The organism is Arthrobacter sp. AD-310 (genome assembly GCF_054656615.1).
In genome coordinates this window covers 20,614-38,620 of record NZ_BAAHNO010000013.1, presented here as the reverse complement: position 1 = coordinate 38,620, position 18,007 = coordinate 20,614, and the positions used below count along the sequence as shown (strand labels likewise).

General features: G+C 66.6%; 19 protein-coding genes and 1 tRNA gene. 10 read left to right on the top strand and 10 right to left on the bottom strand.

Features of this window, described 5'->3' with window-relative positions; genetic code table 11:
* Nucleotides 1-88 precede the first annotated feature (88 nt).
* From ACYQ1Z_RS09635 to ACYQ1Z_RS09615, 5 genes are all read left to right on the top strand, one after another.
* The gene (locus tag ACYQ1Z_RS09635) at nt 89-2,389 is read left to right on the top strand and encodes a carbon starvation CstA family protein (RefSeq protein ID WP_459792293.1); all 2,301 of its coding nucleotides are present in this window, start codon (nt 89-91) and stop codon (nt 2,387-2,389) included.
* Nucleotides 2,389-2,592, top strand: coding sequence for a YbdD/YjiX family protein (locus ACYQ1Z_RS09630; RefSeq protein ID WP_459792292.1), 204 nt, complete (start codon nt 2,389-2,391; stop codon nt 2,590-2,592). The genes ACYQ1Z_RS09635 and ACYQ1Z_RS09630 overlap by 1 nt, the downstream gene beginning before the upstream one ends.
* A 78-nt stretch (nt 2,593-2,670) precedes the next feature.
* On the top strand, nt 2,671-3,303 hold the full coding sequence (locus ACYQ1Z_RS09625; protein WP_459792291.1) for a bacterial proteasome activator family protein: 633 nt from the start codon (nt 2,671-2,673) through the stop codon (nt 3,301-3,303).
* A 7-nt stretch (nt 3,304-3,310) separates the two neighbouring features.
* The gene (locus tag ACYQ1Z_RS09620) at nt 3,311-3,760 is read left to right on the top strand and encodes a hypothetical protein (protein ID WP_459792290.1); all 450 of its coding nucleotides are present in this window, start codon (nt 3,311-3,313) and stop codon (nt 3,758-3,760) included.
* Nucleotides 3,761-3,859: 99 nt separating this feature from the next.
* A complete protein-coding gene (locus ACYQ1Z_RS09615; protein ID WP_459792289.1) occupies nt 3,860-4,705 on the top strand; it encodes an aldo/keto reductase in 846 nt (281 codons plus the stop codon).
* 104 nt (nt 4,706-4,809) lie between these two features.
* On the opposite strand, the gene ACYQ1Z_RS09610 is transcribed toward ACYQ1Z_RS09615, so the two are convergent.
* The 7 genes from ACYQ1Z_RS09610 to tmk all read right to left on the bottom strand — a co-directional run bounded on the left by ACYQ1Z_RS09610 (nt 4,810) and on the right by tmk (nt 10,985).
* Entirely contained in the window at nt 4,810-4,995 is a 186-nt protein-coding gene (locus ACYQ1Z_RS09610) for a hypothetical protein (protein ID WP_459792288.1), read from the bottom strand.
* 89 nt (nt 4,996-5,084) lie between these two features.
* Nucleotides 5,085-5,645: a hypothetical protein gene (locus tag ACYQ1Z_RS09605; protein ID WP_459792287.1), complete on the bottom strand. Its 561-nt coding sequence runs from the start codon at nt 5,643-5,645 to the stop codon at nt 5,085-5,087.
* Between the two features lie 93 nt (nt 5,646-5,738).
* A complete protein-coding gene (locus ACYQ1Z_RS09600; RefSeq protein ID WP_459792286.1) occupies nt 5,739-6,725 on the bottom strand; it encodes a hypothetical protein in 987 nt (328 codons plus the stop codon).
* A gap of 662 nt (nt 6,726-7,387) precedes the next feature.
* Nucleotides 7,388-7,460: transfer RNA gene (locus ACYQ1Z_RS09595), tRNA-Thr, on the bottom strand.
* A 104-nt stretch (nt 7,461-7,564) separates the two neighbouring features.
* Nucleotides 7,565-9,130 carry an alpha/beta hydrolase gene (locus tag ACYQ1Z_RS09590; protein WP_459792285.1) on the bottom strand — a complete coding sequence of 522 codons (1,566 nt, stop codon included), beginning with the start codon at nt 9,128-9,130 and terminating at the stop codon, nt 7,565-7,567.
* A 17-nt stretch (nt 9,131-9,147) separates the two neighbouring features.
* Nucleotides 9,148-10,290 carry a DNA polymerase III subunit delta' gene (locus ACYQ1Z_RS09585; protein ID WP_459792284.1) on the bottom strand — a complete coding sequence of 381 codons (1,143 nt, stop codon included), beginning with the start codon at nt 10,288-10,290 and terminating at the stop codon, nt 9,148-9,150.
* Nucleotides 10,287-10,985 carry a dTMP kinase gene (gene tmk / locus ACYQ1Z_RS09580; protein ID WP_459792283.1) on the bottom strand — a complete coding sequence of 233 codons (699 nt, stop codon included), beginning with the start codon at nt 10,983-10,985 and terminating at the stop codon, nt 10,287-10,289. Before tmk ends, ACYQ1Z_RS09585 begins: the two co-directional genes overlap by 4 nt.
* A 119-nt stretch (nt 10,986-11,104) precedes the next feature.
* Here tmk and ACYQ1Z_RS09575 point away from each other — a divergent pair, with 119 nt between their 5' ends.
* On the top strand, nt 11,105-12,292 hold the full coding sequence (locus ACYQ1Z_RS09575; RefSeq protein WP_459792282.1) for a trans-sulfuration enzyme family protein: 1,188 nt from the start codon (nt 11,105-11,107) through the stop codon (nt 12,290-12,292).
* Nucleotides 12,293-12,301: 9 nt separating this feature from the next.
* A complete protein-coding gene (locus ACYQ1Z_RS09570) occupies nt 12,302-12,655 on the top strand; it encodes a DUF2516 family protein (protein ID WP_459792281.1) in 354 nt (117 codons plus the stop codon).
* 67 nt (nt 12,656-12,722) lie between these two features.
* On the opposite strand, the gene ACYQ1Z_RS09565 is transcribed toward ACYQ1Z_RS09570, so the two are convergent.
* Complete coding sequence (locus tag ACYQ1Z_RS09565; RefSeq protein WP_459792280.1) at nt 12,723-13,568, bottom strand: class I SAM-dependent methyltransferase; 846 nt, start codon at nt 13,566-13,568, stop codon at nt 12,723-12,725.
* Between the two features lie 91 nt (nt 13,569-13,659).
* Here ACYQ1Z_RS09565 and ACYQ1Z_RS09560 point away from each other — a divergent pair, with 91 nt between their 5' ends.
* Nucleotides 13,660-14,406 (top strand): phosphoglyceromutase, encoded by a 747-nt coding sequence (locus ACYQ1Z_RS09560; RefSeq protein ID WP_459792279.1) that lies wholly within the window; start codon nt 13,660-13,662, stop codon nt 14,404-14,406.
* A gap of 136 nt (nt 14,407-14,542) precedes the next feature.
* Here ACYQ1Z_RS09560 and phoU read toward each other — a convergent pair whose 3' ends face one another.
* Nucleotides 14,543-15,205 (bottom strand): phosphate signaling complex protein PhoU, encoded by a 663-nt coding sequence (gene phoU, locus ACYQ1Z_RS09555; RefSeq protein WP_459792278.1) that lies wholly within the window; start codon nt 15,203-15,205, stop codon nt 14,543-14,545.
* Nucleotides 15,206-15,411: 206 nt separating this feature from the next.
* Here phoU and ACYQ1Z_RS09550 point away from each other — a divergent pair, with 206 nt between their 5' ends.
* Entirely contained in the window at nt 15,412-16,659 is a 1,248-nt protein-coding gene (locus tag ACYQ1Z_RS09550; protein ID WP_459792341.1) for a sensor histidine kinase, read from the top strand.
* On the top strand, nt 16,656-17,336 hold the full coding sequence (locus tag ACYQ1Z_RS09545) for a response regulator (RefSeq protein WP_459792277.1): 681 nt from the start codon (nt 16,656-16,658) through the stop codon (nt 17,334-17,336). Before ACYQ1Z_RS09550 ends, ACYQ1Z_RS09545 begins: the two co-directional genes overlap by 4 nt.
* Before the next feature lie 101 nt (nt 17,337-17,437).
* Here ACYQ1Z_RS09545 and ACYQ1Z_RS09540 read toward each other — a convergent pair whose 3' ends face one another.
* On the bottom strand, nt 17,438-17,986 hold the full coding sequence (locus tag ACYQ1Z_RS09540; RefSeq protein WP_459792340.1) for a hypothetical protein: 549 nt from the start codon (nt 17,984-17,986) through the stop codon (nt 17,438-17,440).
* Nucleotides 17,987-18,007: the final 21 nt, after the last annotated feature.

Sequence of the window (18,007 nt, the reverse complement as noted above, 5' to 3'; positions counted from 1 at the left end):
GCAGGCGGCGCAACCCATCCACAACTGCATCCGCCGTTGGTAAGGTGCCTTAGTAAGGGGATATCTGTATCCATCTCAAGGAGGAGACATGGCCACAACACCTGCTGACCGGAATGGTCCGCCCCGGAAGGAGGGTGCTGTCGCCACAGACCCGGCACTTCCCCCTGTCGCAGTGGATGAAAGCGTCCGCGAGGCCGAAGAGCGGAAGTGGACGCCGGGGAAGATCGCCCTCTGGGCCGGAATCGCCCTGCTCGGCGGCGTTGCGTGGTTTATGCTCGCGATCATCCGCGGCGAGACCGTCAACGCCATCTGGTTCGTGTTCGCCTCGGTGTGCACCTACCTGATCGCGTACCGGTTCTACTCCAAGGTGATCGAGCGGTACATCACCAAGCCGGATGACCGGCGTGCCACTCCCGCGGAATACAAGGCAGACGGCAAGGACTACGTCCGGACGGACCGCAACGTGCTGTTCGGGCACCACTTCGCTGCCATCGCGGGCGCCGGCCCGCTGGTGGGTCCGGTCCTCGCCGCGCAGATGGGGTACCTGCCCGGGACCATCTGGATCATTGTCGGTGTGGTGCTCGCCGGAGCGGTGCAGGACTACCTGGTGATGTTCTTTTCCATGCGCCGCGGCGGACGTTCCCTGGGCCAGATGGCCCGCGAAGAGCTCGGCGTCGTGGGCGGCACCGCCGCGCTCATCGCCACGTTGCTCATCATGGTGATCATCGTGGCCATCCTGGCGCTCGTCGTCGTCAATGCCCTGGGTGAAAGCCCGTGGGGTGTCTTCTCGGTGGGCATGACCATCCCGATCGCCCTGTTTATGGGCGTGTACCTGCGCTACCTGCGGCCGGGCAAAATCATGGAGGTATCCCTGATCGGGTTTGTGCTGCTGATGGCGGCCATCATCGGCGGCGGCATCGTGGCCGAAACCTCCTGGGGTGCGGACCTCTTCACGCTGGACCGGGTGACCATCGCGTGGGGCATCATCATCTACGGCTTTATCGCGGCGATTCTGCCCGTGTGGCTGCTCCTGGCGCCGCGTGACTACCTGTCCACGTTCATGAAGATCGGTGTGATCGTGATGCTCGCGGTGGCCATCATCGCGGTCCGCCCGGAGATCTCCGTCCCGGCCTTCAGCGAGTTCGCGAGCAGGGAGAACGGGCCGGTGTTCCCGGGTGCGCTGTTCCCGTTCCTGTTCGTCACCATCGCCTGCGGCGCCCTGTCCGGTTTCCACGCCTTGATCTCCTCGGGCACAACCCCGAAGCTGGTGGAAAAGGAACGCCAGACCCGTTTCATCGGCTACGGCGGCATGCTGATGGAGTCGTTCGTGGCCATCATGGCGCTGGTCGCAGCGATCTCGATCGACCGCGGCCTCTACTTCGCCATGAACGCCCCGGCGGCGCTGACCGGCGGCACCGTGGAGACCGCCGCGACGTGGGTCAACGGCCTGGGCCTGACCGGCGTGAACATCAGCCCGGACCTGCTGGCGGAGACGGCACGGAACGTGGGCGAGGAAAGCATTGTGTCCCGCACGGGCGGCGCCCCCACGCTGGCCCTGGGTCTCGCCCACATCATGCAGCAGTTCATCGGCGGCACGGCCATGATGGCGTTCTGGTACCACTTCGCCATCATGTTCGAGGCCCTGTTTATCCTGACTGCAGTGGACGCCGGCACCCGGGTGGCCCGGTTCATGCTGCAGGACTCGATCGGCAACTTCATCCCCAAGTTCAAGGAACACTCGTGGCGGCCGGGCGCCTGGCTCTGCACGGCCATTATGGTGGGCGCGTGGGGTGCGGTGCTGCTGATGGGTGTGACCGACCCGCTGGGCGGCATCAACACGCTGTTCCCGCTGTTCGGCATCGCCAACCAGCTGCTGGCGGCCATCGCCCTGTCCGTGTGCCTGGCCATCGTGGCCAAACGCGGCACCTTCAAGTACCTGTGGATCGTGGCGCTGCCGCTCGCCTTCGCGGCCGTAGTGACCATTACCGCGAGCTTCCACAAGATCTTCTCGCCGACCCCGGCCGTGGGCTACTTCGCCAACAACGCAGCCTTCAGCAAGGCACTGGCGGACGGCAAGACCGAGTTCGGCACGGCCAAGACCGTGACCGCCATGGAGGCCGTGGTGCGCAACACCGCCATCCAGGGCTGGCTGTCGGTGATCTTCGTGGTCCTGAGCATCATTGTGATTGCGACGGCGGTGCTCGCCACGGTCAAGGCGTTCCGCAACCATTCGGCAGGCATCGCCACCCCGGACACTGAGGATCCCGCCCGACCCTCGCGGGTCTTTGCCCCCTCCGGCCTGGTCCCAACGCCCTCCGAGCGGCAGCTGCTGGCCGAGTGGGAGAAGGTCCCCGCCGAGCTCCGCTTCGAACGGGCAGGACATCACTGATGAGCACCGGATTTGCCGTACTGTCCACCGGGTTCAAGGGCTTCGCACGGTACCTGGGCGGGGTCCTCGGCGCCGACGCCTATACGAAGTACCTGGAACACCACCGGGCGTGCGGGCATGCCGGCGAGCCGCTGACCGAACGCGAATTCTGGCGGGACCGGACGGACCGGCAGGACAGCAATCCGCAAGGACGGTGCTGCTGATTGAGCCTGCAGCGTACAAGCGTGTCAGGCGGTTCATCGAGTGGACCCCGGGCGGATCGCTCATGAGAGTATGAACGCATGAGCGATCCGAACGACACTCAGGCAGCTGAGGACCTCCCGGTAGAAGGCACCCCCATCGACGACAGCCAGGCGCCCGTGCCGGCACAGCCTGTCCGGCCGGACAACGGCAGGCCGAAGGGCAGCAACCTGCAGGACCTGGTGGACGAACCGGCCAAGGTGATGCGGATCGGTACCATGATCCGGCAGCTCCTGGAAGAGGTTAAGTCCGCTCCGCTGGATGACGCGGCGCGGGGCCGGCTTGCCGAGATCCACGAACGCTCCATCAAAGAGCTCGAAGACGGCCTGGCCCCCGAGCTGGTGGAGGAACTGGGCCGGATCAGCCTTCCCTTCTCCGACGACGCCACCCCCTCCGATGCCGAGCTCCGGATCGCGCAGGCGCAACTGGTGGGCTGGCTGGAGGGGCTGTTCCACGGTATCCAGACGGCCATTGCCGCCCAGCACGCTGCCCGGGAGCACGCAGCGGCGCAGATGCAGCTGCGCCAGCTCCCGCCGGGCACCATGATCGCCCCGGGCGTAGTCATCGGCGAAAACGGTGAGCCGCAGCGCGCGCCTGCTGCTGCCCATCCTGGAGCCCCGGCGCCCACCGGCCGGCGGGACGATCCGGACCACGGTCCCGGGCAGTACCTGTAGGTTGCGCTTGGGCTTTTTCAGCGCCGCCAGGCAGGGGCGCAAGGATGATGCGGAGCTGGGGAAGGGGTTGTGGCGCCGCGCCCATGACCGCTTCCAGCGGGGGCTGGACCGCTTCCACCAGGTGCTGGAGGGCGTGGAGGACGACCAGCTGTATGGCGAGCTGGTGGATATCGCCAACGAACTTGCGGCCCTCCTGCAGAGGGTCAGGGCTGTCTGCGTGGAGGCGCAGCGCCGCTCGCCCAGCGAAGGCCTGGACATCCCGGTAGGCCTCACCGGAGTGCACCGGGCCCTGTCCAAGGCAGGTAACTCGCTCGCCACCACAGCCGAAGCGGCCGCCATGCTGCGGCTCGCCGTCGGGCCTGTGCCGGTGGGTGCAGCGTCGGTGCGGCGCCGCGCCGAGGCCGTGTACGAGCAGGTGGCCGACGCCGAACGGCACCTTCACGGGGAAGCATCCTGATTTATTCCCGCCAGGGAACTAAATAATCCGGGTTACGCGCCTGGCTGACACCGGGGCTTTCCGGTGCTGTGCGTGAGGGGGATTTGGCAGGATGAAGGAATGACTCTTTCACCTACTCTGACATTCAATGACGGAAACACGATTCCCCAGCTCGGCTACGGCGTGTGGCAGGTTGAGGACGGAGTGGCGGAGAAGGTAGTCCGCCAGGCGTTTGAAGCGGGCTTCCGCCACATCGACACCGCCAAGATCTACGGCAACGAGGCAGGCGTTGGCCGCGCGATCGCAAGCTCCGGGCTCACCCCGGAACAGATCTTCATCACCACCAAGCTGTGGAACTCGGACCAGGGGTATGAGTCCACGCGGGCTGCCTTCGAAGAGTCGATGGACCGGCTGGGCCTGGAGACGCTCGACCTTTACCTGATCCACTGGATGCAGCCCAAGCAGGACAAGTACGTGGACACCTGGAAGGCGCTCATCGAGCTGCAGAAGCGCGGCCGGGTGAAGTCGATCGGCGTTTCCAACTTCACGGTTGAGGGCCTGCAGCGCCTGATCGACGAAACCGGTGTTGTCCCGGCCATCCACCAGATCGAACTGCACCCCTACTTCAGCCAGCGCGAGCTGCGCGAGTTCGGTGCCGCGAAAGGCATCCTGACCCAGGCCTGGTCACCGCTGGGGCAGGGCGGAGAGCTGCTCGAAGACGCAACCGTTGCATCCATCGCCGCCAAGCACAACGCCACCCCCGCGCAGGTGGTTATCGCCTGGCACCTCGCCATCGGCAACGTGGTTATCCCCAAGTCGGTCACAGAGTCCCGCATCCGCGAGAACTTCGCAGCGCTGGAGGTGACCCTGGACGCTGAAGACGTCGAAGCCATCAACGCGCTGGACCGCACTGCAAAGGGTGAAGGCCGCATTGGTCCGGACCCGGCGGTTTCCGACTTCGCGTAAGCGGCCTGCCCTGTAGCGGGCATCTGCCACAGCGGCGAGACGGACCCGCGCTTCCCGGTTCTACCGGGCGGCGCGGGTCCCGTGCATTTAAGCCTGAACCGGGCTCAGGCGGCGACCCGGGCAGGTTCGACCGTGACGGCGTCGATGACAGCCCAGCTGTCCTCTCCGTGGCAGTACCGGTTCGCGAACCGCTGTGCCTCCGCCATGGTGTCAAAAACCTCGGACCGGGACCGGCCGCAGTCGGCGTCGAAGTACGTGACGTGAAATTCCTGAACGCTGTGGTTTTCCATAAATCCAGTCTGCAACCGGGGTCTGACAATTGCCGGAACCGGCTGCGCGTGTTGCTCCAAGGCGGCGGCCCAGGGGAGTTTGGGGCACCTCATTTGGTTATCCGGACCCCGCCCACTGCCCCGGTCCACGGGGTATCGCCCGGTGCAGGCAGTGACAAATGCGCGAAGACGTAGCCCTGTTCCAGTGTGATGGGCTCTGAAGTGGCGCCCGTGCAATCGAGGTTGAGCTCCCTGGGCCGGAACGGGGCTCCCGGATGTTCCTGGCCCACGGAAATCCTGGCCTGGGAAGCGCCCACGCAGGCTGCGGTGACGGTGTATCGTCCTGCCTCCGGCACCCTTGCCGTCGTTCCAAAGCCCCTGACCGGCCCGTCCAGTGGCCCCACTTCGAAGAGGATAACCGGGCCCGGTACCGCCCTGAGGAGCTCGTACAGCCGGGCGTAGTTTCCTGCTTCCTGTCCCAGGATCTGCGAATCGCTGTACGGCCCCGGAGATGCTTGATCCGATGCTGGTGCCTCCGATGTCTGTACAGGACTGGTTGACGGCGTGCGCACCGGCTCAGGGTAGTCGTAGGCGCATCCGCCGGTCGTGGCTGCGGGACCCAGCAGGCACAACGCAAGCCCCAGCCGGTGCCGTGAGCCCTTCGTTGCCACAACTCCATCGTGGGCAAACGGGGCGGGCCAAATCAATCGGCCTTCGGATTCCGGGTGGCTTGTGGATTTGCGGCAGCCGTGTGCCTGCGTTTCTCAGTTGTCCAGCCGGAGGACCCGCTCCTGCGCCAGCATGGCAGTCCTGGCTGCTTTGTCCGCCGCCCGTGCCGCCTGCTTGGCTTCCGCGCTGGTGGAGGCAAGCTTCTTCCGGGACCGGTCCAGCTGCTCCTCAGCGGCTTTCAGCCGGCTCCGGAGGTCGGCCGTTTCGGTGATCAGGGCGTCGATTTCCGACTGGGTTTCGTCGGCCTGGTCCTGCAGCTCCTGCGCCAGCCGGCTGGTCCGGGCTTCTTCCTCCCGGGCTTCGGCGAGGGCTGCTTTGGCTTTCTCCAGCGCAGGCGGCGAGGAAGGCCGCGGAGTCTGGCGGACTGCCTCGAGCCGGGGCTTGGTGGCCTTGGGCTGGGGGACACGTTCCGGCGTGGTGCGCCGCTTTTTCTCCGGTGCCGGCTCCGGTACCGGTGCAAGCACGGGACGGCGGGCCGGGGGAGCGGAGGCAGGCGCTGGCGCGGGCAATGCTCCGGGGACTGCGACGGCGCCTTCGAGGTCGGCAGCGCTCACGCCGTCGGCCGAAAGCGTCTTCAGGAGCCGGCCGCTGCGGACCGCGGCCGCGGCGCCTTCATCCGCCGTCAGGGCACGGAGGGTCTCCTCGACATCACCGGCGATGTTGTCGCTGATGGGCCGGCCCTGTTCCTCCACAACGGACCTTGCGGTGTCGACGGCGGCCGCCAGTTCGGTGCGCCGCTCCCGTCCCAGCTCGCGGAGGGCCCTGGCGTCAAGCGATGCCTGCGCCTCGCGCATCCGGCCCCCAAGGTCAGCAAGCCCGGCAAGGACTTCCGGTTCGTGAATGGCCAGCATGTTGACGGCCCAGGCCGCTACGGAAGGTTTGGGAAGGGCCTTGACGGCGGCGGCCAGCGCTTTGTCCTGCCCGGCGGCCTCCTTGACCGCGGCAGCGCGCAAGGCAATGAAGTCCTCAAGGGGCGCTGCATAGAGCCCGTTCGCGATGTCCGCCAGCGCCTGCTCATCCATGTCCGCCATCATAGGCAGGCGGGCAGCCCGGTCTCCGCAAGGCGGCTCAACTGATGCCCGGGGCGGCCGGCCTACGCTCTGCAATGAGGACGCTGCCGGCTATTGTCGTCCACCCTGGTGATTCGAGACCCCGGGTATCAAGCCCGTCCCGAAACCCTGGAGCACCTCAACGAGCTCAGTGCCCTCAGCAGTATGGTCCCGCAACGCTACCGGGTTATCCGTCCGGGGCCGCGCCCGGGAGTTCCCGGATTGCCCACTGCACGTTTGCTTCTGTAGTCACGGCGGACAAGAGCGAGAGCCGCTGCCTGAAGAATCACAAAGATCACGAAGGCCGCCCAGTACCCGATCTTGGCCTCGCCGCAATGTATGCGGCCAGTCCCGGGCCGACCGCCACCAGGACGAGGGCCAGAATGGAAAGATCCTGTGACTGGGCCTTCATCCAGTCAGGTGCCGGTTTCGTCGTCATCGTCCCCCAAAACCCCGTGCTCATGGACCGAGTCTACGGCTCACTCTGGAAAGGTGGGGCCGGCAGCGGCTGGGGCACACGTAAGTAAGTTTCCCGCCAGCACTATCATCCGGGGATTCTCGGAGGATATCTGCCGCTTAACCAGCGAAAAACCCCGGAAACCCCTAAATCCAGGGGCTGTCCGGGGTTTATCCCGAGCTTCCTATCAGAATCGAACTGATGACCTTTTCATTACGAGTGAAACGCTCTACCGACTGAGCTAAGGAAGCACCGCATGAAATACCCGGCGGAACCGGTCCCTTCATGCAAGAGTCAACTGTAATAGAGTCCCGCCGCCCGGGTCAAAATGAGCGTACGGCGGCAGTTCACCTGTTCAGCAAACGGTGTTGTCCGCCGGCAGGGTCCCGTCCACCAGGTACCTGTCCACTGGGTCCTCGAGGCAGCTGTTGGAGCGGCCGTAGGCTGTGTGCCCCTCACCCTCCCAGGTCAGCAGGGCAGCGTTCCCCAGCTGCTTCCGCAGCGACGAAGCCCATTCCACCGGGGTGGCGGGGTCACCCGTGGTGCCGATAACCACGATGGGGGAGTCGCCGGTGTACTCCACGGGCGCTGGGGTGCGGACGTTCTTGTAGGGCCAGTCAGCGCAGTTGGTGCCGCCGTAGGCGAAGAAGTATCCCAGCGTGGGCGATTCCTGCATCAGGCGCTGCTGCTCGGCCCGCATGGCCGCCGGGTCGGCCTCCATGGGGTAGTCCAGGCAGTTGATCGCGTTGAACGCAAAGGTCGAGTTCGACGTGTAGGAGCCGTTGGACGACCGGTCGGCACCAAGGTCTGACAAGCGCAGCATCAGGCTGACATCACCCGTCATCGCGGCGTCCAGCGCCTGCGTCAGTGCCGGCCAGCTCTGGTCGTTATACAGCGGCGTGATCAGCCCGCTGACGAACATCGTGGCGTTGACCACCCGGCCGTCCTTCGCAGTGCGGGGCGTCTGCTCCACGGCGGCGATGAGGTCGCGGATCTGCTGCACGCCGGAGTCGACGTCGCCGCTGAGCGGGCAGTTGTCCTGGGCCTGGCAGCTGGCCACGTAGGCCCGGATGGCCTTTTCGAAGGCCCGGGCCTGCCCGCTGGTCAGTTCCTCGTTGCTGATGGACGGGTCAAGTGCCCCGTCCAGCACCATGCGGCCCACGTTCTCCGGGAAGAGGGAAGCGTATGTCGAACCCAGGAAGGTCCCGTAGGAGTAGCCCAGGTAGTTCAGCTTGGTGTCGTTGACCACGGCGCGGAGGATGTCGAGGTCCTTGGCAGCGCTTTGGGTGTCAATATGCGCCAGGACCTTTCCCGTCTTCTCAACGCACTGGTCTGCGATCGCCTTGTTGTCTGCACGCGCGGCGGCCAGGCCTGCATCGGTTTCAAGGTCGTAGACCTTCGCCCGCGCCGCGTCCCGCTCGGCGTCGGACAAGCATGTGACCGGGGCGGACCGCTTCACGCCGCGGGGGTCGAAACCCACAAGATCGTAGGCATCGCGGACGGACTGGGAAAAGTGCGTGAGGGCCGCGTCCTTGACGAAGTCGTAGCCCGATGCCCCGGGGCCGCCCGGATTGACCAGGAGGGTCCCGCTCTTCTTACCTGTGCTGGAAGCACGCAGCGCGGCAATCTGGATAGTTTCGCCGTCCGGATCCGCGTAGTCCATGGGCACCGTCACCTTGGCGCACTGGAACTCGTTCTCACAGGGCTCCCACACCACTTCCTGGGAGTAGAACCGCTCCAGGCCCGAGGGCGCGGAGGCTACGATCGACGGATCAGCCTTGGCGGTGGCCGTCTCCTGGGTGCGGTCTCCGCCGTTGAGGAGGCTGCACGAGGCCAGGGCCATGGCCACCACCAGGGCGCCGGCGGCACGGACCGCGGCCGCCACGGATCGGCGGCGTACAGGCAGGGGGCGGGCAGTCATCGGGTCTCCTTGGAAGGCTAGATCAGGCTGGCTGCCATGGACTCAATAGTCAACAGCGGGGCAACGTTGGTGGTGGTGATGCGTTCGCGGGCTTTGTTGATGGCGTCCATCCGGGCGAGCGTGGTTTCTGGAGTTGAACGGCCGGCGAACTCCTCCAATTCAGTCCTCAACTCAACGTTTACCAGCTCAACAGCATTCCCAAGCTGGATAATCAGCACATCCCGGTAGAAGGACAGAAGATCGGTCAAGGTACGGTCCAGCGAATCCGTGATGGACCGCTTCGCCCGGCGCTTCTGGTCATCCTCCAGCTGCTTCAGCTGGCTGCGCATGGCCGGTGGGAGCGTCCCGGACTCGGGCGCACCAAGGGTCGCGAGCAGCGCCGCTTTCTCGGCCGCATCCCGTTCCTCGTTGGAGCTCGCGGCCTCCGCGGTGGCAATCTTAACGAGCTTGTCGGCCATCATCACCGCCGCGGTGACGCCCCGGAGTCCGAGCGGGAACCTCACCGTCTCGAGCCGGCGCTCCCGTGCGGCGGCGTCCCTGGCGAGGCGGCGGGCAATCCCGACATGGCTTTGCGCTGCCCGTGCTGCCCGTTCCGCGAGGGCGGGGTCAACGCCGTCGCGCTTCACCAGGAGGGCCGCAACGTCCGCAGCGGGCGGCAGCCGCAGCGCCACGCTGCGGCAGCGCGAGCGGATCGTGACCAGCACGTCCGCCGGGGAGGGCGCACACAGCATCCATACGGTGCGGGGGGTTGGTTCCTCGATGGCCTTGAGCAGCACGTTGGTGGTGCGCTCCGCCATCCGGTCCGCGTCCTCGACCACGATGATCCGCCAGCGGCCAGACGACGGCCGGTTCCCGGCAGTCGCCACCAGTTCGCGCGCCTCGTCGATGGTGATGGTGACCTTTTCCGTCCGGACGAACGTGACGTCGGAATGGGTCTCACCCAGGATGGTCAAGCAGGCGGGGCAGCGGCCGCAGCCGCGCTGGCCCACGTCCTCCTGGTCACAATTCAGCGCCGCAGCGAACGCCTTCGCAGCGTTCGAACGTCCGGAACCAGGCGGGCCGGTAAACAGCCAGGCGTGCGTGAGGCCTTCACCGCTGGATGCCTGGCGCAGTTGCTCGACGACGGCGGGCTGGCCCTGCAGGTCATCCCACACGGTCATGGGGTACCGCCGCCGTGCACGCCATAGGGCGAAGCGGCGCCTGCGGAGGCAAGCCCCCGGCTGGCCAGCAGGTTGTCCACCCGGTCGAGGATTTCCGCTGCCAGCTGGTCCACCGGCGATCCTGCAGGCAACACCAGGTAGGAGCCGGGCCGGCTGGCAGCCAGCTCCAGGAACGCATCCCGGATCCGTCCGTGGAAGTCGTCCGCCTCCGCTTCCAACCGGTCCTCGGCGGCATCACCGGCGGTGCGGCGTTGCCGGCCCACCTCCGGGTCCACGTCCAGCAGGACCGTGAGGTCGGGCTGCAGGCCGGAGGTTGCCCATTCATTCAGCGAGCGGACGGCGTCCTTGCCCAGGTCCCGTCCGGCTCCCTGGTAGGCGACGGAGGAGTCGATGTAGCGGTCCGTCAGGACTATCGCGCCGCGCTCCAGCGCCGGCCGGATCACCTGGGTGGCGTGCGCCGCCCGGGACGCGGCGAAGATCAGGGCCTCTGTGTGCGCATCGATGTGGCCGTGGCCGTGTTCCAGGACCAAGGACCGGAGTTTCTCGCCGATCGGGGTTCCGCCCGGTTCGCGGGTGCGGAGCACGGTCAGCCCCCGGGACTCAAGGGCTTCCGCGAGCCGGGCCGCCTGGGTGGATTTGCCGGCACCGTCACCGCCTTCGAACGCGATGAAAAGCCCGGACCCTTGTGTGTTCACCATCCAAGCCTACCGATCCTTACAGCCATTCACCCATTACGGCAAGGGCCATGTGGACAGGAATCCGGACCCGGCGGCGTGAGGCAGACTGCGCCGGCAACACCAGTACGCTTTTCACCATGAGTCTTTCCGAACAGCAGGCCGCCGCCCTGTCAGCAGAAACAGTGGTGGTCGCCGCCGGGCGGCCGCCCCGGGAACGGGACCAGCCGGTCAACCCGCCGCTGGTCCTCTCCTCCACCTACTTTGGCACCGGTGCCCTCGATACCGGTGACCGCGGCTACGGGCGGTACTCCAACCCCACCTGGGACCCGTTCGAAGAGGCCCTTGCCCAGCTGGAGGGCGCCGAACTTCCCGGCCTGCTTTACGCGTCAGGCCTCGCCGCGGTCAGCTCGGCCCTGTCACTGATACCGGCCGGCGGAGTGCTGGTGATGCCGACCCACAGCTACTCGGGAACCCTGGTCATGGCCACGGAACTGGCGCAAAAGGAATTCGTTGAACTCCGCACCGTGGACATTGCGGACACGGACGCGGTGAAGGCAGCCCTGCGCCCGGCCGGGGCTGCACGTGCCGCGTCCATGCTCTGGCTGGAAAGCCCCACCAACCCCATGCTCGGCATCGCCGACGTTCCGGCGCTGGCAGCGGCCGCCCATGAGGCCGGCGCCATCGTGGTTACGGACAACACCTTTTCCACCCCCCTGGTGCAGCAGCCGCTGGCCCTGGGCTCCGACGTCGTCCTTCACTCGGTGACCAAATACCTTGCCGGCCACTCCGACGTCGTCCTCGGCGCGCTGGTGACGTCCAACCCGGACATCCGATCGGCCCTGCTGCATAACCGGACAATCCACGGCGGCATCGCCGGCCCCTTCGAAGCCTGGCTCGCCCTGCGGGGGCTGCGAACGCTCGCGCTCCGGGTGGAACGGTCCCAGCAAACGGCGATGGTCCTGGCGGAACGGCTCAGCCGGCATCCTGCGGTCGAATCGGTCCGGTTCCCCGGACTCCCCGCTGACCCCGGGCACCACCGCGCCAAAGCCCAGATGAAGGGCTTCGGGTCGATCATCTGCATCCAGGTGGCGCCGGCAGGCGGGCTCAACGGGGCCGACGCCGCTGACAAGCTGGTCAAAGCGCTGCAGCTGTGGCTGCCCGCCACCTCACTCGGCGGGGTTGAATCCCTGATCGAGCGCCGCCGCCGGCACGTGGCTGAACCTGAAAGCGTTCCGGAGAACCTGGTAAGGCTGAGCGTCGGAATTGAGAACGCCGAAGACCTGTGGTCGGACCTGGAGCAGGCATTGGACACGCTGGGAGGCTAGGCTTGGTCTGTGGACGGTGAACTAATCATTCGGCCTGTTGAACAGGCAGTGTTCTTTATCCTTGCCCTGGTGGCACTCGGCCTTGAGCTGTGGGCGGTCGCAGACTGCGCCCGGCACCGCGCCAACGCCTTCGAGGCCACCGGCAAGCGCACCAAGACGTTCTGGCTGTCCCTGACCGGCGGCGCCGCGCTGGTCGGCGTCATCTCCCTGTTCAGCAGCGGCGGGGGCTTCTTCGGCACGCTGGGCCTCTTTGGGCTCGCGGCGGTGGTCGCCGCCTCCGTGTACCTGGCCGACGTGCGGCCCGCCGTCAAGGATGCCGGCCGCGGCGGCAGCCGCAACATGGGTCCGTACGGCCCCTGGTGACCCCGCCGTCCCTCGGCGTCAACGCCGCCGTGGGGCCCCGCCGTCGTCCCCTCGCTGAAGCGCCGGCCTAGGACAGCGGCGCCACCACCGCCCAGTCCACCGTCAGTTCGCCGAGCCGCCACCGGGACGGCCCGTCCTGCACCGGCCACCCGGCGTCCCGCAGCGCACGGCACATGCCCTGCCAGCGCTGACGGTTTCCAAAGGACGCCAGGGGCGCCGCTTCCAGCCAGGCGCGGTCCATCGCCTGCATAAAGAGGTAGACCGGCTCGCCCGGTACGTTGCGGTGGATGAGAGCTTTCGGCAGCCGCTCGGCCACCTCGGACGGCAGGTCAAAGCTGCCGAACCGCATGGACACACTCAGCGAGAGGGGCCGTTCCGTACCCAGGGCCACCCATGCCACCCGCCGCCCGATCTCGTCGCACGTTCCGTCGATGAACAGCCCGCCCGGGGCCAGGCGGTCCTGCACCAGGCGCCAGATACCCGCCACGTCGGCTTCCTCATACTGCCGGAGCACGTTGAATGCGCGCACCACAACCGGGCGCCCGGGAACCGGAAGCTCGAACCCGCCCACATGGAAGCTCAGCCCGGGCCGCTGCAGCGGCAGCGCTGCCCGCACCCGTTCCGGCTCAATCTCTATCCCGCAGACCCGAACGTCCGGGCGGACAGAGGCCAGCCGTTCATAGAGTTCGACGGCGGTGGCGGGCGTGGCCCCATAGCCCAGGTCCACTACAAGCGGGTCAGCTGCGGCGCGCAGCCGCCAGGCCTGCGGCCCGGCCAGCCAGCGGTCCACGCGGCGCATGCGGTTGGGGTTGGTGGTCCCGCGGGTCACGTTGCCTACCGGCCTGCCCTGCCTGCCGGAAGCGTTCCTGCCGGACAACTGCGGGGCGTTCACCCGCTCAGCCTTTTGCACCACCGCACAACCTTATCCCTGCGGACGCGGCCCTGCCGGCGGCCGCCTTGTAATGCTCGGCGGGTGGCGACAGCGCTCGGCTAGGATGAAAATCATGACTTACAAGCTGATTTTGCTGCGCCACGGCCACAGCGAATGGAACGCCAAGAACTTGTTCACCGGCTGGGTGGACGTCGACCTGAACGACCAGGGCCGCGAGGAAGCAGCGCGGGGCGGTGAGCTCCTGGTGGAGAACAACGTCCTCCCGGACGTGCTCTACACCTCCCTGCTGAAGCGGGCCATCAACACGGCCAACATCGCCCTGGACAAGGCCGACCGCGGCTGGATCCCGGTCAAGCGCGACTGGCGCCTCAACGAACGCCACTACGGCGCACTCCAGGGCAAGGACAAGGCTCAGACCCTGGCCGAATACGGCGAGGAACAGTTCATGGAATGGCGCCGTTCCTACGACACCCCGCCGCCGCCCCTGGATGACAACTCCGAGTTCTCCCAGGCCCATGACCCGCGCTACGCGGACCTCGGCGACGCCCTCCCGCGCACCGAATGCCTCAAGGACGTCCTCGTCCGCCTGCTGCCCTACTGGGAATCCGACATCAAGGAAGACCTGAAGGCCGGCAAGACCGTGCTGGTCACCGCCCACGGCAACTCCCTGCGCGCACTCGTCAAGCACCTGGACGGCATCAGCGACGAAGCTATTGCCGGGCTCAACATCCCCACCGGCATCCCGCTGGTGTACGACCTCGACGAGGACTTCCAGCCCGTGAAGCCGGGCGGCACCTACCTCGACCCCGAAGCTGCCGAGCAGGCCATCCTGGCGGTCGCCAACCAGGGCAAGAAATAAAGCAGTAGAACGCACGGCGGCGGGCTGGTCACCTCAGGTGACCAGCCCGCCGTCGCAATTCCCTGGGAGTTTTTGTCCACATATGCAGGGTTCCAAGCCTCTGAGGCCTGCATACATGGACAAAAACTCCGACCGGTTAGCTGTGCTCGGTGCCGCCCGGGTGCCAGGCGCCGGTGACCAGGTAGGTGACCTTCTGCGCAACGGAGACACCGTGGTCCGCGAACCGTTCAAAGTAGCGGCTGGCCAGCGCAACGTCCACGGTGGTGGCCGGCGACTCGGTCCACTCAGGGGCGGCGATGGCCTTGAAGACGCTGAGGTGCAGGTCGTTGATGGCGGTGTTCGCCTTCAGGATGTCGCGGGCGACCTCAAGGTCGCGCGTCTCCAGCAGGACGGTCAGCTTGCGCGCGATCTGCTTGTCCAGTTCGGCCATTTCCTTGAACGTTGCCGTCATGGACGCCGGAATCACTGTCGACGGGAACCGGAGGCGGGCCAGCTGCGCGATATGCCGGGCAAGGTCACCCATCCGCTCCAGCGAGGCGCTCATCCGCAGGGAGCCCACGATCATTCGGAGGTCGCTGGCAACGGGACCCTGCAGGGCAAGGATGTCGATGGCCCGCTCGTCCAGACTGTTCTGCAGGAAGTCGATGCGCGCATCAGCGGCAATAACGTCCTGGGCCAGGTCCACGTCCGCCACTTCGAAGGAGGTGGTGGCCTTCTCCATCGCTTCGCTGACCAGCCGGGAGATCTCCACCAGCTGCTCGCCCACGTGGGTGAGCTCTTCCTGAAAAACCTTACGCACGTAGGCGTCCTTTCCTTGGAATTCCAGCGTGCCCGCCTCAGGGCAGCAGGAATTGTGTCGCCATTCGGCACTCCAACTCTTTACTGTGCCACTACCCGGTGAACGGTTATGCCCTTGAAGGTGAACGTTAGTTGAACCGTAGGCGCAGGGGGTCCGGACGCGCCGGATAGCCCTCGGTAAGAGCATAAGGTGGACGTGTGGATCCTATGTTCATCGGCCTCGTCGCAGGCCTCGTCGGCTTGGCGCTCGGCACGTTCGGCGTGCTCGCTTTCCGGGTCAGCGAGAAGCAGCGCCGGCTGCTGGACATGGACGCAGAGGAGCCCGCCCTGCCGGCCGGGGCAGCGGAGGTACTGGCCGTCGTCGGACGGGCCTTTGTGGTGGTGGACGCCGTGGACGGTGTAGTCCGCGCGAGCCCTGCCGCCTACGCCTATGGGCTGGTCCGCGGCCATACGGTCGTGCACAGGGAACTGCTGGACATGACCGCCGGGGTCCGCCGGGACGGCGTCATCCTGGAGAAGCAGCTGGAGCTGCCGCGGGGTCCGCTCGGGCAGGGAACCATCATTGTGCAGGTCAGGGCGGCGATGCTCGGTGAGGAATATATCCTCCTGCTAGCAGACGACCGGACCGAAATCACGCGTACCGAGGAGATCCGCAACGATTTCGTCGCCAACGTCTCGCATGAACTGAAAACGCCTGTGGGCGCGATCTCCCTGCTGGCCGAGGCCTTGGAATCCTCTGCCGACGACGAACTGGCCGTCCGCCGCTTCGCCAAGCGCATGCACAAGGAATCCGGCCGGCTCGCGGCACTGGTGCAGGACATCATCGAGCTGTCCCGGCTGCAGGGAGCCAGCGTCACGCAGCAGGGCGGACCGGTGGATGTAAACGCCGTCATCGCCGAGGCCGTGGACCGGTCCCAACTGCCGGCGGAGAGCAAGAACATCAGCATCGTGGTGGGCGGCCGGACCGAGGCGAAGGTCTTCGGGGACCAGGACCTGCTGGTCACCGCGTTGCGCAACCTGATCGACAACGCCATCCGCTACTCACCCGCGAACACCCGGGTGGGCATTGGCGTCCGGTCCAAGGAAGGGCTAATCTCCATCTCCGTGACCGACCAGGGCGAGGGCCTCAGCGCCGAGGACCAGGAACGCGTCTTCGAACGCTTCTACCGGGTGGACGCGGCCCGGTCCCGCCACACCGGCGGCACCGGCCTGGGCCTGAGCATCGTCAAGCATGTCGCCTCGAACCACGGCGGCGAGGTGACCCTCTGGTCCCAGCCGGGCCAGGGCTCCACCTTCACGCTCCGCCTCCCCGAAATGGAGGGGCACGACGGCGGCGAGGACCTTCCGCAGCCGGCCGTCCACGTGCACGAAGCGGCAGCGCAACGCCCCGAACAGCCAACAGTCACCCAGGTACCGCGCGCCGCCGGCGCAAAAGAACGAGGAGCCAGCGCTTGAGCAGGATTTTGATTGTCGAGGATGAGGAATCGTTCAGCGATCCACTGTCCTACCTACTGGGCAAGGAAGGATTCGAGGTGGAGGTCGTGGACAACGGCCTGGAGGCCATCACCGAATTCGACCGGAACGGCGCCGACCTGGTGCTGCTGGACCTGCAGCTGCCCGGGCTGTCCGGAACAGAGGTGTGCCGACAGCTGCGGCAGCGCTCCAGTGTTCCGGTGATCATGCTGACCGCCAAGGACTCGGAAATCGACAAGGTCGTCGGCCTGGAGCTGGGTGCGGACGATTACGTGACCAAGCCTTATTCCTCCCGCGAGCTGGTGGCCCGGGTCCGGGCAGTGCTCCGTCGCCAGGGCGAACCGGAGGAACTCGTTTCCTCCACCGTGCAGGCCGGCCCGGTGCGGATGGACGTTGAGCGGCATGTGGTGAGCGTTGGCGGCGAACAGGTGCTGCTGCCCCTGAAGGAATTCGAGCTCCTGGAGATGCTGCTGCGCAACTCCGGCAGGGTACTTACGCGCGGCCAGTTGATCGACCGGGTGTGGGGGTCCGACTACGTGGGGGACACCAAGACACTCGACGTCCATGTGAAGCGGCTCCGCGGCAAGATCGAGCCTGATCCGTCCGCCCCCCGGTACCTGGTGACCGTCCGCGGCCTGGGCTACAAGTTCGAACCGTAATCCGCTAACCGCCCTGAAGGTGCGGGCCGGGATACGGGAAAGGGAGGAGCCGTCCGGCTCCTCCCTTTCCCGTATCCCGTGCAGCGTTCGCGGGGCCCGCCTTAGTGGCCGGCGCCGCCTTCGGACTCCGAGGCCGACGGCGACGGCGTGGCCGAGGTGCTGGGCGACGGCGTGCTTCCGGCGGGCAGGTATTCCTTGTACTCCGGCAGCGTGGCATCCACAACCGGGACCTTGACGGTGTTGCTGACGTTGGTGCCGTCTTCGGAGACCTTGACGTCAACCAGCGAACCGGGGCGGCCGCCACTGGTGCTCAGGATGGCTTCATCCGAGGTGTCATTCAGCAGGACGTAGGAGTTGGCCTTGACCGGAACTTCGGTCTGCGCGCCTTCTGCGCCGCTCATGGTGAGCGTGACGTCCTGGGACGAGGAGTTGTAGACGGCGCCGATAACCCGGCCCGGCTGGTCCTCGCCCGAGGAAACGATGAGGATGTTGCTGAGCTTCAGCGGCCCGAGGTCGGCGACGATGCCATCGGAGGCCTGGTACTGCTCACTCGTCTGCTGGGAATTGATGTACCCGCAGCCGGACGTCAGCAGCCCGATGCCAAGTGCGGCAGCCGTCAGTGCCAGTTTGCCGCGCTGGGCCCGGTTCATCGCAGTGGAACGCACGTCACG

Excerpts from the sequence above, each read along its gene's own strand:
- ACYQ1Z_RS09575 (WP_459792282.1), top strand. The coding sequence starts at position 11,105 with ATGAGTCTTTCCGAACAGCAGGCCGCCGCCCTGTCAGCAGAAACAGTG.
- ACYQ1Z_RS09615 (WP_459792289.1), top strand. The coding sequence starts at position 3,860 with ATGACTCTTTCACCTACTCTGACATTCAATGACGGAAACACGATTCCC.
- ACYQ1Z_RS09540 (WP_459792340.1), bottom strand. The coding sequence starts at position 17,986 with ATGAACCGGGCCCAGCGCGGCAAACTGGCACTGACGGCTGCCGCACTT.
- ACYQ1Z_RS09550 (WP_459792341.1), top strand. The coding sequence starts at position 15,412 with ATGTTCATCGGCCTCGTCGCAGGCCTCGTCGGCTTGGCGCTCGGCACG.
- ACYQ1Z_RS09590 (WP_459792285.1), bottom strand. The coding sequence starts at position 9,130 with ATGACTGCCCGCCCCCTGCCTGTACGCCGCCGATCCGTGGCGGCCGCG.
- ACYQ1Z_RS09625 (WP_459792291.1), top strand. The coding sequence starts at position 2,671 with ATGAGCGATCCGAACGACACTCAGGCAGCTGAGGACCTCCCGGTAGAA.
- ACYQ1Z_RS09630 (WP_459792292.1), top strand. The coding sequence starts at position 2,389 with ATGAGCACCGGATTTGCCGTACTGTCCACCGGGTTCAAGGGCTTCGCA.
- ACYQ1Z_RS09560 (WP_459792279.1), top strand. The coding sequence starts at position 13,660 with ATGACTTACAAGCTGATTTTGCTGCGCCACGGCCACAGCGAATGGAAC.
- ACYQ1Z_RS09585 (WP_459792284.1), bottom strand. The coding sequence starts at position 10,290 with ATGACCGTGTGGGATGACCTGCAGGGCCAGCCCGCCGTCGTCGAGCAA.
- ACYQ1Z_RS09600 (WP_459792286.1), bottom strand. The coding sequence starts at position 6,725 with ATGGATGAGCAGGCGCTGGCGGACATCGCGAACGGGCTCTATGCAGCG.
- ACYQ1Z_RS09610 (WP_459792288.1), bottom strand. The coding sequence starts at position 4,995 with ATGGAAAACCACAGCGTTCAGGAATTTCACGTCACGTACTTCGACGCC.
- ACYQ1Z_RS09635 (WP_459792293.1), top strand. The coding sequence starts at position 89 with ATGGCCACAACACCTGCTGACCGGAATGGTCCGCCCCGGAAGGAGGGT.